Below are 14,471 nucleotides of genomic sequence, written 5' to 3' on the forward strand. Positions count from 1 at the left end.
GACGCGGCGCAAAGGCGAACGCTAACACGAGTGGAGGAGAGGAGAGGCGAGATGCTCGCGGGGCACATCCTCATCGCTGACAGCGACGCGACGGGCCGCAGGTGAGCGGCGCGAAGGAGCCGATTCGCCACGTCGTGATCGTCGGCGGCGGGACCGCAGGCTGGATGGCGGCGGCGGCGCTGACCAAGCTGATTCCGACCCGGGTCAGGGTCACGCTGATCGAGTCCGATGCGATCGGCACCGTCGGTGTCGGCGAGGCGACGATCCCCCCGATCCGCAGCTTCAACGCGCTGCTCGGCATCGACGAGGCCGATTTCCTCGGCAAGACCCAGGGCTCGATCAAGCTGGGCATCGAGTTCGTCGACTGGACGCAGGAGGGGCATCGCTATGCCCACCCGTTCGGCGAGTTCGGCTTCGATATCGAAGGCGTGAAGTTCCATCATTACTGGCGAAAGCTGGTCGAGAGGGGAGAGGCGAGCGGGATCGAGGATTATAATCTGTGCGCCACCGCGATGCGCGCCGGGCGCTTCATACCGCCGGTCGCCGATCCAAACGATGCCCGCTCGCGGCTGACCTATGCCTATCATTTCGATGCCGGCCTCTATGCCCGCTACCTGCGCAGCTACGCCGAGGCCCGCGGGGTCGAGCGGGTCGAGGGACGAATCGTCGACGTCGCGCTGAACGGCCACAGCGGCTTTATCGAGAGCGTCGCGCTGGAGGGCGGCCGCCGCATGGCCGGCGAACTCTGGATCGACTGTTCGGGCTTTCGTGGTCTGTTGATCGCCGATGCGCTGAAGACCGGCTGGGTTTCGTGGCGCCACTGGCTGCAATGCGACCGCGCCGTCGCCGTGCCCTGCGCCGCCGCGGGTGCCGAGATCACCCCCTATACCCGCTCCACCGCGCGCGAGGCGGGGTGGCAATGGCGCATCCCGCTCCAGCATCGCACCGGCAATGGCTATGTCTATTGCAGCGACGATATCGACGACGATGCGGCGCGCGACACTCTGCTCGCCAGCCTCGACGGCGCGCCGCTGCGCGATCCGCAACTGATTCGCTTCGAGGCGGGCCGGCGCGAAGCGATGTGGGCGAAGAACTGCGTCGCGCTTGGCCTCGCCTCGGGCTTTATCGAGCCGCTCGAATCCACCTCGATCCATTTCATCCAGAGCGGCATCTCGAAGCTGCTGGCGCTGTTCCCCGACCGCGGATTCTCGCCCGTCGAGCGCGACGAATATAACCGGCTGAGCATCCTTCAACTCGAACAGGTGCGCGACTTCGTGATCCTCCATTATCACGCCAACCGCCGCCGCACCGGCGACCTGTGGCGGCGGATGCGCGAGATGGCAGTGCCCGAGACGCTGGCGCGCAAGATCGATCTGTTCCGCGGGCGCGGGCGCTTCTTCCGCTACGAGGACGAGCTGTTCGCCGAATCCAGTTGGGTCGCGGTGCTGCTGGGGCAGGGAATCATGCCAGGCGGTTGGGATCCGCTGGTCGACGCGATCGATCCCGCGGCGGTCCGCGACCGGCTCGACCGGATCCGCGCCGCCTTTGCCCGCGCGACCGACGCGATGCCGCCGCACCATCTCTGGCTGGCTCGCAATGCCGCCGCCCGACCCGACCTGAAGGTTCCTGCATGACCGAGGACAATCGCCTGCGCCATATCCTGATCGTCGGCGGCGGCACCGCCGGCTGGATGACCGCGGCGGCGCTGTCGCGCTTCCTGGTCGACGGCTTCACCAAGGTGACGCTGATCGAATCCGACGCGATCGGCACGGTCGGCGTCGGCGAATCCACCATCCCCCAGATCCGCATCTTCAACCGGCTGCTGAACCTCGACGAGGATGATTTCGTCCGCCGGACCAAGGCGACGTTCAAGCTGGCGATCGAGTTCGTCGACTGGCGCAGGATCGGCGACCGCTATTACCACCCCTTCGGCCCCTATGGCGTCGATATGGGGGGCGTATCCTTCCACCCCTATTATCTGCGCGCGCTGAAGGAAGGGCATGGCGGCCGGCTCGATGACTATTCGCTCCAGTCGCTCGGCGCCGCCGATGCCAAATTCTCGCGCCCGGTGCCCGATGCCGGCAACTCGCCGCTGGCGGACATCGCCTATGCCTTCCACTTCGACGCCGGCCTCTACGCCCGCTATCTGCGCGACTATGCCGAGGCACGCGGCGTGGTGCGGCGCGAGGGGCGGATCGCCCATGTCGCCCAGCATGCCGAGACCGGCTTCGTCGAATCCGTGACGCTGGAGGGCGGGGAGACGATCGAGGCCGATTTCTATGTCGACTGTTCGGGCTTTCGCGGCCTGCTGATCGAACAGACGCTGAAGGCCGGCTATGAGGACTGGTCGCACTGGCTGATGAACGACCGCGCGGTCGCCGTGCCCTGCACCCTGGGCGGCGCGCTCAATCCCGTCACCCGCGCCACCGCACGCCCGGCCGGCTGGCAGTGGCGCATCCCGCTCCAGCACCGGCTCGGCAACGGCCATGCCTATAGTTCGGCGCATATGAGCGACGACGAGGCGACCGCGATCCTGCTCGCCAATCTGGACGGCGAACCGCTGGCCGATCCGCTGCCGCTGCGCTTCACCGCCGGACGCCGCAGGAAGAGCTGGGACCGCAACGTCGTCGCGATTGGCCTGGCAGCGGGGTTCATGGAGCCACTGGAGTCGCAGAGCATCCACCTGATCCAGGTCGGCATCTCGCGGCTGATGACCCTGCTGCCGACCCGATCGATGGGGCAGCCGGAGATCGATCTCTACAATCGCTGGATGACCTGGGAATATGAGAAGATCCGCGACTTCCTGATCCTCCATTATCACGCGACCGAGCGCGACGACACGCCCTATTGGGACCATTGCCGGACGATGGAGGTCAGCGACTATCTCAAGGAAAAGATCGCGATCTTCCGCTCCACCGGCCGCGTGTTCCGCGAGCATGACGAACTGTTCAACGACACCAGCTGGTTCGCGGTGATGATGGGCCAGGGGCTGACGCCCGGGCGCTACGACCCGATCGTAGACGAGATGCCCGAACCGGTGTTCCTCGACCGCATGTCCCAGATCCGCCGCGCGATCCGCAACTCGGTCGACTGGATGCCGAACCATTTCGACTTCATTGCGAAGCACTGCGCCTCGGATGATCTTCTAAAACCACAATAAATCCTCTCCCGGAGGGAGAGGGGGACCGCGCAGCGGTGGAGAGGGAGTTTCCAAACAGTGCGGTGTCTCGTGTGAGGCGACCCCCTCTCCACCATGCTGCGCATGGTCCCCCTCTCCCTCCGGGGAGAGGATTCTACCGTCCAACCCGCTCGACACTCGCGTTCCCGTCCGCCATGGTAGCGGTAACGAAACGAAGAGGGAGAGTATGATGCGGATGGCGATTCTGGCCACCCTGCTGCTGGGCGTTGCGGTGCCGGCAAGCGCGCAGACCGCGCGGTTCGACTGGTTCGACTATCGCGGCTCCGACCCCGTCGACACCACGATCAAGCAGGGACCGGGCGACTATCGCAACCCGATCCTGGGCGGCTTCTATCCCGACCCGAGCGTCACCCGCGTCGGCGAGGATTTCTATCTCGTCACCTCGACCTTCAGCTATTTCCCCGGCATCCCGGTCTTCCACAGCCGCGACCTGGTCAACTGGACCCAGATCGCCAACGCGATCGACCGTCCGGGGCAGCTCGACTTCAAGCAGCTGGGCCTGTCGCGCGGCGTCTTCGCGCCGACGATCCAGCACAAGGATGGCCTGTTCTACATCCTCAACACCTGCGTCGATTGCGGCGGCAACTTCGTGATCACCGCGAAGAACCCGACCGGCCCCTGGTCCGACCCGGTGTTCCTCCCCGACCTGAAGGGCGGGATCGATCCGTCCCTGTTCTTCGACGATGACGGCCGCACCTGGATCATCAACAACGACGCCCCTGCCGGCCCGCCGCAATATCAGGGGCACCGCGCGCTATGGGTCCAGGAATTCGACCTCAAGGCGCTCAAGACCTTCGGCCCGCGTACGATGATCGTCGATGGCGGCGTCGACATCCGGACCAAGCCGATCTGGATCGAGGGGCCGCACATCTTCCGCAAGGACGGCTGGTATTATCTCAGCGCCGCGGAGGGCGGCACCGCCGAGGGGCACAGCCAGGTCATCCTGCGGTCCAAGTCGGTCCTCGGCCCCTGGACGCCCGGCCCGGGCAACCCGATCCTGACCCAGCGCGACCTGCCGCGCGACCGCGCCCATCCGATCACCTCGGCCGGCCATGCCCAGCTCGTCACCACCCCCGACGGCAAATGGTGGGCGACCTTCCTCGCGGTGCGCCCCTATGAGGGAGACTATTACAATACCGGGCGCGAGACCTTCCTGCTGCCGGTCGAATGGAAGGACGGCTGGCCCGTCATCCTCGAACGCGGCAAGCCGATCCCCTATGTCCACCCCAAACCCGCGCTTCCCGCCGGAAAGGGCACTCCGATGTCGGGCCCGCTTGCGGTGCGCGACGAGTTCGCGGGGCCGAAACTGCCCGCCTACTGGATGATGATGCGCAACCCGAAGAGCGACTGGTACCGCTTCGACAAGGGCGCGTTGGTTCTCACCGCCCGGCCCGATGGGCTGGGCGACAATGCCAATCCGTCCTTCCTCGGCCGGCGCCAGCAGAACATGAACGCCGTCGCCACCACCGTGGTGCGCTTCACCCCCGGCAAGAATGGCGACCGCGCCGGCCTCGCCGCGCTGCAGAGCGACGAGTATTGGGGCTTTGTCGGCATCGGCATGGAGGGCGGCAAGCCCGTGGTGCTGATCGAGAACCGGGCAGGGGCGAGCGATCCAAAGCCCGGCCGCATCCTCGCCTCGGCCCCGCTGACCGCCAAGCCCGGAGCCCCCGTCTGGCTGCGCGTCACCGCCTCGGGCAAGGACTATGTCTTCGCCTATGCCACGACCCAGGGCCGGTGGCAGACGCTCGGCACGCTCGACGCCAAGCAGTTCAGCACCAAGAGCGCCGGCGGCTTCGTCGGCACCGTCTTCGGCCCCTACGCACGCTCAGGACAATGATGCGCCTTCTTCTCCTCGGTACCGCCATCGCCGTCACCTTCTCCTCCCCAGGATGCTGCGCATCCGGGGGAGGGGGACCAGCCGAAGGCTGGTGGAGGGGGTCCGCAACCGTCGTGGCGAACCCCCTCCACCATTCGCTGCGCGAACGGTCCCCCTCCCCCGGAGCACCGGCTCCGGGGGAGGAGAAAATTCCCGGCATCCGACTCAATCAGCTCGGCGTCACCCCCACCGGCCAGAAGCGCGCGATGCTGGCCAGCGACAGCGCCACTCCGATCGCGTGGCAGTTGATCGCCGCCGACGGCACCGTCGCCGCATCGGGCCAGACGATCGTCCACGGCCCCGACGCGCTGGCCGGCGAACCGGTCCACATCATCGATTTCACGCGCTTCACCGGCACTGGCAAAGGCTATGTGCTGAAGGCAGGCGCGCTCGAAAGCCGCCCCTTCGCCATCGGCCCCGATATCCGCGGCACTCTGGCCGAGGACGCGCTTGCCTTTTTCTACCATCAGCGCGCCGGCATCCCGATCGAGGCGCGCTATGTCGGCGCCAAATGGGCCCGACCGGCCGGGCACACGAAGGAGGTTGTCCATTGTTTCAAGGGCCGCGACCTGCGCGGCACCGACTGGCCCGGCTGCGCCTACACGCTCGACGTCACTGGCGGGTGGTACGATGCCGGCGACCAGGGCAAATATGTCGTCAACGGCGGCATCAGCCTGTGGACGCTGCTCGACGCCTATGAGCATCTGAAGAGCCCCGCCTTCGCCGATGGCCGGCTGAAGATCCCCGAGGCGGGCAATGGCGTGAACGACCTGCTCGACGAGGCGCGCTACGAGATGGCGTTCCTCCTGTCGATGCAGGTCCCCGCCGGCACCCGTGCGAGGCTCCCGGTCGGCCCCTTCGCCCGCGACGCCAGGGTGGTGCTCACCGATGTCGACGCCTCTGGAATGGCGCATCTCAAGGTCGGCGACCGCAACTGGACCGGCCTGCCGACCCGCCCGGCCGACGACCGCGAGGAGCGGCTGCTCTATCCGCCCAGCACCTCGGCCACGCTCAACCTCGCCGCCACCGCCGCCCAGTGCGCGCGCCTGTGGAAGGGTGTCGACGACGCCTTCGCCGCGCGCTGCCTGGCTGCCGCGCGCAGCGCCTGGGCAGCGGCGAAGCGCAACCCGCAAATCTATGCCGTCGGCGACTTCAACGGCAGCGGCGGCTATGGCGACAGTGACGTCTCGGACGAATTCTACTGGGCCGCGGCCGAACTGCTCCTCACCACCGGCGAGCCCGAGTTTCGCGACGTCGTCCGCGCCTCGCCGCACTTCACCGCCGATCCCGGCGAGCCCGGCTGGCCACGCACTGCGGCGCTCGGCACCCTGGCGCTGGTCAAGCTGCCCGAAGCCGCGCCCGAAGCGGTCCAGGCACGCAAGACGCTGGTGCAGGTCGCCGATCGCTTCGCTGCGGAGCGCGAGCAGACCGGCTATCACATCCCCTATGCGCCGGCGGGCGGCTATCCCTGGGGCTCGACCTCGACCCTGACCAACCGCGCGATCATGTTGGCCTATGCCTATGACATCACTGGGAAGACGAAGTATCGCGGCGCGGTGGTCGATGCGCTCGACTATCTGCTCGGCCGCAATCCGCTCGACCAATCCTATGTCAGCGGCTTCGGCGCACGATCGATGGCCCACCCGCACCACCGCTTCTGGGCCCCCTCGCTCGATCCCAGGCTCCCCGGCCCGCCCCCGGGCGTGATCTCGGGCGGTCCCAACTCGACCGCCATGTCCGATCCGGTCGCCGAGAGGCTGAAGGGCAATTGCGCCCCGATGCGCTGCTGGGCGGATGACGTGCACGCCTATGCGCTGAATGAAGTCGCGATCAACTGGAACGCGCCGCTCTTCTGGGTCGCGGCGTGGCTGGATGCGCGCGAAGGGCAGGGGGGCAATCGGGTGAAGTGAACTGGCAGGCGAAGAGCTGACGCAACCCTTTTTCTCCCGCCGGAGCCGGAGGCCCTTGGGGAGGAAAAGGGTCGGGTAACTGGCGTTCAGGGCGTCGCGCCGCTCGTCGCTACCGTTGCGCGGCGTCTCCGCCGCAAATCCTCACCCCAGCATCCGGCCATCGGGCGCCAGCTTCACCGTCCGCCCATCCTTCGCCGACGCATAGAACGCCTCGATCAACCGCAGGTCGCGCAATCCCATTTCCCCCGGCGTCCTGATCGTCGCGCCGTCGCGCACCGCATCGGCGAAATGGTCGAGCTGCCCGGCGAACTGGACGCTCGGGTCGCCCGGCGTCAGGTCGCGCGCATTGGGTCCCTCGATCCGCATCTTCTGTCCCGAATATCCGGTGGCCGAGTCCATCTGCAGCACGCCTTGCGTCCCGCGCACCTGGGCGAAGTTGATGCCGGCAGAGTCATAGGAGGTGACCAGCTGCGCCACCGCGCCCGAGGGGAAGCGCATCTGCGACGCGACATGCGCGAAGATCTCGGAAAAGCGTGGGTCGTTGGCGGGGCGGAAGGTCGTGGCGCTGACGCTCTCGGGCATCTCGCCGGTCAGGTAGAGCGCCGATTGCAGCCCGTAGAGCCCGTAATCCTCCAGCGGCCCGCCGCCGGCCAGCGCGCGGCTGGTGCGCCAGTTCTCGCTCGGGGTCGTGGGCCCCATGCGATAGGATTGCTCGGTCCGCATCAGCCGGATGTCGCCGACCGCCTTTTGCGACATCAGCCGCATCGCCTCGACATTGTGGGGCTCGAAATGCGATCGATAGGCGATCATCAGCTTGCGGTTCGCCCGCTTGCCCGCCGCGATCATCCGCTCGCAATCGGCGCTGCTCAGCGCCATTGGCTTCTCGCACAGCACATGCTTGCCCGCGGCGAACGCGCGGATCACCCATTCGGCATGCAGCCCGGTCGGCAGCACGACATAGACGGCATCGATCCGCTTGTCGGCGGCGATCCGGTCGAACGCGTCATAGGATAGGCGCGCATCCTGCGGGACGCCGTACGCATCGCCCACCTGGCGCAGTTTGTCGGGGTTGCCCGACACGATCGCGGCGATGTGACACCGCTCCGACTGGTCGAAGCGCGGCATCATCTGGTTGAGCGCATATCCGCCCAGCCCGACGATCGCGAAACCGACGCTGTCAGGGCGCTTGCGCCGCGGCGGAGAGGCGGGGAGTTTCACCCCGTCGGGCATCTTCTGCCCCGTCGCCCGCACGCCGCCCTGAGCCTGCGCCGCTGCCGGCCCCGCCACGAGCGACGCTGCCACCACACCGCTTCCCGCCTCGATGAACCCGCGCCGGGTCATCCCATTGTCGACCATCATCGCTCTCCCGTTTCGCCCATGAATTGTCGGACCCAGCACCGGCCGCTGACAGACGCAACGTAGCGCGCCCGAGAGGCTCTACGAACAGGTTTCGGCGCCGTTCCGGGGGTGGTTCAAGCAGAGCGCTGGTACTTCCCGCCTACTTACGGTTGGGGTTTGGCAAGGGCGGGTCCCAGATATCGTCGTTCCAGGCCTCGCGTGCCCGGCAAACGTAGCGAAGTATTTGGAGCGCAATGGAAAAATCCTCTCCCGGAGGGAGAGGGGGACCGCGAAGCGGTGGAGAGGGAGTTTCCACGCACGCAGTCATCTTTTGGGGATACTCCCTCTCCACCAGCCTGCGGCTGGTCCCCCCTCTCCCTCCGGGAGAGGATTTGTAAATTAAAACAGCTGCTTACCTGACAATCCCGTTGATCACTCCCGCGCGGTGGCCACAATGTGGAGTATTACTGCGTCCAGATCCCGCAGCACATCTCTGGCCGGGATCCGCAACACCCGCACCTTCCGCACTGAAAGCCACGTGTCCCGCGCAAGATCGCGCTCCGGTCGATTTCCCCGATCATGCGCTTCGCCATCGACCTCGATCGCCAGGTCCATCTCGGCGCAGTAGAAATCGAAAATATAGGGACCGGCCGGATGCTGATGCCGGAACTTCAGTCCACCGGGCCGCTTGCGCAGTTCGCGCCACAGCAGCACTTCCGGCAGCGACATCGCCCGGCGGAGCTGCTTGGCTCGGCGGATCGTGCCCTGCGGACCGGTGAGCTTGCGAATACTCCCTCTCCACCGCGCTATCCCAGAAAAGGACCAATGAGGGGCCGGACGATCGTCGTCCAGCCCCTCGTCAGACGTTCACTTCACCGTCAGCGTCGTCGTCTTCAGATCCACCGAGTTCGGACCGGCCGAGATGGTGAACGTGCCCGGCTCGACGACGCGCTTCATGTCGAGGTTCCAGAAGCTCAGGTCGCGCGGGGTCAGGGTGAAGGTCACCGTCTTGCGCTCGCCGGGCTTCAGCGTGACGCGCTGGAAATGCTTCAGCTCCTTGATTGGGCGGGTGACGCTGGCCTCGTCGTCGCGGACATAGAGCTGGACGACCTCGTCGCCTTCGCGCTGGCCGGTGTTGGTCACGTCGACCGACACGTTGACGCTCTCGCTCAGCCCGATCGAGGCCGATGCCAGTTTCGGCGCCGACATGTCGAACGTCGTGTAGGACAGGCCATAGCCGAACGGATAGAGCGGCGAGGTGTCGCCGAACAGATAGCCGCGGCGTGCGGTCGGCTTGGCATTGTAATAGACCGGCAGCTGGCCGACGCTGCGCGCGATCGTCACCGGCAGCTTGCCGCCCGGATTGTACCGGCCGAAGATCACATCGGCCAGGCCGTTGCCGGTTTCCTGACCCAGATACCAGCCCTCGATCAGCGCCGGCGCGTTCTTCGCCAGGTAATTGACCGAATAGGGGCGACCGTTCAGGAGCACCACGACCACCGGCTTGCCGGTCTTGATCAGCGCCTCGGCCAGCTGGTCCTGCGGCCCGACCAGGTCGAGCGTTTCCATGTCGCCCAGGTGATTATCGGCCCAGGCCTCGCGGCTCAGCGCCTCATTGCCGCCCAGCACCAGCACGATGACATCAGCATCCTTGGCGGTTTCCAGCGCTTGGGCGCGCAGCTGGTCGTTGACCTCGGGCTTGACCAGCTCGACCGCGTCCTTCGACCATTCGCGGTGGTCGGTGATGCGGATGCCCTCCGCATAATCGACCTGGAACTTGCCCTTGCCCTCGTTCTGCATCGCCTCGAGCACGCTGACGACATGGCGCGGAATGTCCGAATAGCCGCCAATCGGGGTGTCGCGTGCGTGTGTGCCGATCACCGCCATCCGCTTGATGCCGGTGCTGTTCAGCGGCAGCAGCCCGTTCGCGTTGCGCAGCAATACGATCGACTCGCGCGCCGCCTCGCGCGCCAGCGCGACCGCGTCCGGGGTCGCGGTCTTGCGGCCGGCGGTCTTGGGGTCGGCATAGGGGTTCTCGAACAACCCGCCTTCGAACTTCATCTTCAGCACGCGGCGCACCGCGACGTTGATCTGGTCCTCGCTCACCTTGCCCTCGCGGACCAGCTCGGCGAGGTGGTTATAGGCCTCGCCATCGGGGGTCTCGACATCGACGCCCGCGTCCATCGCCCGCACCGCCGCTTCCTTGACGTTGGCGAACATCTTGTGGCGGCTCACCGTCTCGCGGATCGCGAAATAGTCGCTGATCACCGCGCCCTTGAAGCCCCATTCGCCGCGCAGCACATCGGTCAGCAGCCAGCGGTTCACATGGCTCGGCACGCCGTCGATCTCGTTATAGGACGCCATCACGCCCATCACCGGCAGTTCCTCGATCGCGCGCTCGAACGGCGGGAAGAAATTCTCGCGCAGCGTCCGCTCGCTGATCTGCGCCGGAGCGACGTTGGTGCCATTCTCGGGCTGGCCGTGGCCGGTCATGTGCTTCAGCGTGACGAACACCTTGTCCGGCGCCAGAGGAAGGGTGGTGCCCTGGAATCCGCGGATCGCGGCCAGGCCCATCTCGCTCACCAGATGCGGGTCCTCGCCATAGGTTTCCTCGATCCGGCCCCAGCGCGGATCGCGCGACACGTCGACGACCGGCGCCAGCACCAGATTGGCGCCGCGCGCACGCGTCTCGCGGGCGGCGACGCCGAAGACCTTCTCGACCAGCTTCGGGTTGAAGCTGCTGGCTAGTGCGATCGACTGGGGAAAACTGGTCGCCTCGGCTGCGACCAGGCCGTGCAGCGCTTCCTCGTGCATGAACATGGGGATGCCCAGCCGGGTGCGCTCGACCGCCCATTTCTGCGCTGCGTTGATATAGGTGACCGTCTCTTCGGGACTGCGATTGCGCACGCCCGCGGCGGCGCCGGCGCTCCCCGGGGCTGGCGGCGTCACGCCGCGGCGGTCCGACGGGCGCGAGATCATGCCCAGGCCGTTGGGGAAGGCGGCACTCGCCTTGGCCGGGTCGAAATCGCCGTTCGGGGTCTGGATGCGGTCCTTATGCTCCCAGATCGCGACCAGCTGCGCGATGCGCTCGTCCAGCGTCATCCGGCTCAGCAAATCCTCGACGCGCGCGTTGACCGGCTGGGTCGCATCCTTGTAGATCGGCTTGTCGGCTTTCTTCGCCGCGGTCTGCGCGAAGGCGGCAGGCGTCGTGGCAGGAACCAGCGTGACGGCGGCGAAGGCCGCCAGGAACGCGATGCGACGACGCGCGTGGCCGGAAACGATCATGAACTTCCTCTCCCTGTGGACGTGGCGCGCTTCGCGCCTTCGCGTGCGGCGCCGACCCGGGCGCCTGAATATGGTAGCGCTATCAACTATAGATGGGGGGAGGCCCTGGTCAACTCGAACGATGCGCCTCCGCAACTTTATTGCATTTGATATGCGGCAATCCTATGCCCGCGACAGGAGGGACCTGCTTGAGCAAACCGAGCCGCCGCAGCCGCGGCACCGTGACCGTGCAGGATGTCGCACGCGCCGCCGGCGTGTCCGCGATGACCGTGTCACGCGTCGTCAATGGCGGGTCCAATGTCCGCGCGACCACGCGCGAGGCGGTGCTGGCCGCGATCGAGAAGCTGAACTATTCGCCGAACAGCGCCGCGCGCAGCCTGGCGGCGGGGGAGGCGACCCAGATCGGCCTGCTCTATTCCAACCCGTCGGCTGCCTATCTCTCCCAATTCCTGATCGGCGCGCTGGCCGCGGCACGCCGTGCCGGATGCCATCTGGTGCTCGAGGCGTGCGAGGGCGAACGCGCCGACGAGCAGGCGGAGGCGACGCGCAGCTTCGCCTCGACCTCGGTCGAGGGCGTCATCCTGCCGCCGCCGCTGTCCGAGGCGGCGCCGGTCCGCGCCGAACTCGAGGCGGCGGGTATCCCCTGGGTTTCGGTCGCGATGGGCTTGGCGCCCGAGAACAGCATGAATGTGCGGATCGACGATTTCGGTGCTGCGTCGGCGATGACGCGGCACCTGCTGGAGCTCGGCCATCGCCGGATCGGTTTCATCCGCGGCAACCCGAACCAGAGCTCGTCGGCCGAGCGCTATCGCGGCTTCCTCGCGGCGATCGAACAGGCTGGGCTCGACCTCAAGGACATGCCGGTCGAACAGGGCTATTTCACCTTCCGTTCGGGTATCGTCGCGACCGAGCGGCTGCTCGACCGCGCCCAGGTGCCGACCGCGATCTTTGCCTCTAACGACGACATGGCCGCTGCCGCGGTGGGTGTCGCGCATCGCCGCGGTCTGCACGTGCCGAACGACCTGACGATCGTCGGATTCGACGACACCCAGCTTGCCACCACTGTCTGGCCCGAACTCACGACCATCCGCCAGCCGACCGCGGCGATGGCGGAGACCGCGCTCAACCTGCTCCTCGCCGGGCTGCGCACCCAGCGTTGCGGCGAGATGGCCGAACTCGACGAGCAAGTGCTTGATTACGAACTCATCGTGCGCGAGTCCTCCGGTCCGCCGCCTGAGCAGTCCGGCGCGCGCTAATCGATCGGGGACCCTTGCTTTTCCCCGGTGATGCCGTAACCGTTACCGCTAACATGCCCGTGCGGGCGGGTTTAGGAGAGGGGAACCAATGAATCAGACGGCGGACAGGACCAATCTTGGCCTGATCGGCGCCATCGTCGCGGTGGCGACGATCGGCGGCCTGCTTTTCGGATATGACAGCGGTGCCGTAAACGGCACGCAGGACGGTCTGAAGGCCGAATTTCTGCTCAGTGAAAACGGCGTCGGCTTCACCGTCGGGTCGCTGCTGATCGGCTGCGTGATCGGTGCGTTCGGCGCCGGCACGCTCGCCGACCGGCTCGGTCGCCGCAACGTGATGCGGATCGCCGCGATCCTGTTCCTCGGCGGCGCGCTGGTCCAGGGGTTCGCCCATGACCACACCATCTTCGTCATCGCCCGCATTATCGGCGGCATGGCGGTCGGCGCGGCCAGCGTCCTCTCGCCCGCCTATATCTCCGAAGTCGCCCCCGCAAACATTCGCGGCCGGATGACCACGGTGCAGCAGGTGATGATCATCACCGGCCTGACCGCGGCGTTCCTGGTGAACTATTATCTGGCGGGTGCCGCCGGCTCGTCGCTCCAGCCCTTCTGGGGCGGGATCGAGGCGTGGCGCTGGATGTACCTGATGCAGGCGATCCCGGCCGCGGTGTTCCTGATCGCACTGTTCTTCATCCCGGAAAGCCCGCGCTACCTGGTGGCCAAGGGCCGCGACGCGGAGGCGGACAAGGTGCTGACCGACCTGTTCGGGCGCACTGCGGGCAAGGCCAAGCTGGCCGAAATCCGCGCCAGCTTCAGCGATCATCGCCCCAGCCTGCGCGACATTCTCGCTCCGGCCGGCGGCGGTTTCCTCGGCATCCGTTCGATCGTCTGGGCGGGCCTGTTGCTGGCCGTGTTCCAGCAGCTCGTCGGCATCAATGTGATCTTCTATTACGGCGCAACGCTGTGGCAGCTGGCCGGTTTTACGGAGAGCGATGCACTGCTGATCAACATCGGCTCGGGCGTGGTCTCGATCGCTGCCTGCTTCATCACCATTGCGGTGATCGACCGGATCGGTCGCAAGCCGCTGCTGCTGATCGGCTCGGTCGGCATGACGATCACGCTGTTCGTCATGGTCTGGGCGTTCAGCCAGGGCTCGCTTGATCCGAACGGCAAGCTGGTCCTGTCGACCCAGCTTGGCATGGTCGCGGTGATCGCCGCCAACCTGTATGTCGTCTTCTTCAACGTCTCCTGGGGCCCGGTGATGTGGGTCATGCTGGGCGAGATGTTCCCGAACCAGATCCGCGGCTCCGCACTTGCGGTCTGCGGCTTCGCCCAGTGGTTCGCCAACTATCTGATCGCGCAGACCTTCCCCGGAATGGCCGCGCACAGCCTCGCCGGCGCCTACACCTTCTATGCGGTTTGCGCGCTGATCAGCATTTTCCTCGTCCAGAAGTTCATCAGGGAAACCAAGGGCAAGGAACTCGAGGCAATGGAAGGCTGATCCAAAATCCTCCCCCGGTTCGCCGGGGGAGGGGGTGGTGGAGGGGCGGCGCCGAAGGCGCCGGACGCCCTCCCGACGCCCCTCCACCAGCCTTTGGCTGGTCCCCCTC

The 14,471-nt window shown here is 66.7% G+C and carries 9 protein-coding genes; 6 read left to right on the top strand and 3 right to left on the bottom strand.

Translation table 11 applies throughout. The features are described 5' to 3' along the window. Positions 1-101 precede the first annotated feature (101 nt). The 4 genes from ACZ1H8_RS17190 (at position 102) to ACZ1H8_RS17205 (ending at position 6,985) form a co-directional block, all read left to right on the top strand. Entirely contained in the window at positions 102-1,634 is a 1,533-nt protein-coding gene (locus ACZ1H8_RS17190) for a tryptophan halogenase family protein (protein ID WP_465178434.1), read from the top strand. Next, entirely contained in the window at positions 1,631-3,160 is a 1,530-nt protein-coding gene (locus tag ACZ1H8_RS17195) for a tryptophan halogenase family protein (protein WP_465178435.1), read from the top strand. The genes ACZ1H8_RS17190 and ACZ1H8_RS17195 overlap by 4 nt, the downstream gene beginning before the upstream one ends. 205 nt (positions 3,161-3,365) lie before the next feature. Beyond that, positions 3,366-5,036, top strand: coding sequence for a glycoside hydrolase family 43 protein (locus ACZ1H8_RS17200; RefSeq protein ID WP_465178436.1), 1,671 nt, complete (start codon positions 3,366-3,368; stop codon positions 5,034-5,036). Between the two features lie 113 nt (positions 5,037-5,149). Beyond that, complete coding sequence (locus tag ACZ1H8_RS17205; protein WP_465178437.1) at positions 5,150-6,985, top strand: glycoside hydrolase family 9 protein; 1,836 nt, start codon at positions 5,150-5,152, stop codon at positions 6,983-6,985. A gap of 141 nt (positions 6,986-7,126) precedes the next feature. Here ACZ1H8_RS17205 and ACZ1H8_RS17210 read toward each other — a convergent pair whose 3' ends face one another. The 3 genes from ACZ1H8_RS17210 to ACZ1H8_RS17220 all read right to left on the bottom strand — a co-directional run bounded on the left by ACZ1H8_RS17210 (position 7,127) and on the right by ACZ1H8_RS17220 (position 11,608). Then, a complete protein-coding gene (locus ACZ1H8_RS17210; RefSeq protein ID WP_465178438.1) occupies positions 7,127-8,344 on the bottom strand; it encodes a Gfo/Idh/MocA family protein in 1,218 nt (405 codons plus the stop codon). 411 nt (positions 8,345-8,755) lie between these two features. Further along, on the bottom strand, positions 8,756-9,052 hold the full coding sequence (locus ACZ1H8_RS17215) for an endonuclease domain-containing protein (protein ID WP_465178439.1): 297 nt from the start codon (positions 9,050-9,052) through the stop codon (positions 8,756-8,758). Between the two features lie 138 nt (positions 9,053-9,190). Next, positions 9,191-11,608 carry a glycoside hydrolase family 3 N-terminal domain-containing protein gene (locus ACZ1H8_RS17220; protein WP_465178440.1) on the bottom strand — a complete coding sequence of 806 codons (2,418 nt, stop codon included), beginning with the start codon at positions 11,606-11,608 and terminating at the stop codon, positions 9,191-9,193. Positions 11,609-11,796: 188 nt separating this feature from the next. Between ACZ1H8_RS17220 and ACZ1H8_RS17225 the strand changes: the two genes are divergently transcribed. Continuing rightward, positions 11,797-12,864 carry a LacI family DNA-binding transcriptional regulator gene (locus ACZ1H8_RS17225; protein WP_465178441.1) on the top strand — a complete coding sequence of 356 codons (1,068 nt, stop codon included), beginning with the start codon at positions 11,797-11,799 and terminating at the stop codon, positions 12,862-12,864. Positions 12,865-12,952: 88 nt separating this feature from the next. Then, positions 12,953-14,362, top strand: coding sequence for a sugar porter family MFS transporter (locus ACZ1H8_RS17230; protein ID WP_465178443.1), 1,410 nt, complete (start codon positions 12,953-12,955; stop codon positions 14,360-14,362). The last annotated feature ends 109 nt before the right edge of the window (positions 14,363-14,471 follow it).

It is taken from the genome of Sphingomonas sp. BL-S-25, from assembly GCF_055521555.1.